The sequence below is a fragment of the Chromohalobacter sp. HP20-39 genome, from assembly GCF_033052815.1.
In the GTDB taxonomy this organism is placed as follows: Bacteria; Pseudomonadota; Gammaproteobacteria; order Pseudomonadales; family Halomonadaceae; genus Chromohalobacter.
In genome coordinates this window covers 1-274 of the sequence record NZ_JAWHTP010000652.1, presented here as the reverse complement: position 1 = coordinate 274, position 274 = coordinate 1, and the positions used below count along the sequence as shown (strand labels likewise).

Below are 274 nucleotides of genomic sequence, written 5' to 3'. Positions count from 1 at the left end.
GGCGGGTCGAGGACGGTCCTGCCGGCAATGCCCTGCGCTGGGACTGGGCCGAGCACGACGGCCCCCCGGCCGCGCACCCAACGCGCAAGAGCTTCGGCCACCGCCTGCTCAACAAGGTCCTGGCCACTCATACCAATCCTCATTGATCAGAACCCATGTGTCCATTGGCGTAGTCCGATGGACATGATGCGCCAGGGCTGGTCGATGAGCTTGTTCCAGGCGTCGCAGCAGTGATCGAGGATATCGGCGTAGGATTTGAAGATCCGGTTGCCGA

Annotated in this window: 1 pseudogene; it reads right to left on the bottom strand. The window is 63.1% G+C overall.

From position 1 onward, the window contains the following. Window positions 1–146 precede the first annotated feature (146 nt). Window positions 147–274 (bottom strand): annotated as a pseudogene (locus RVY79_RS19555) (IS630 family transposase); the annotation flags it as partial.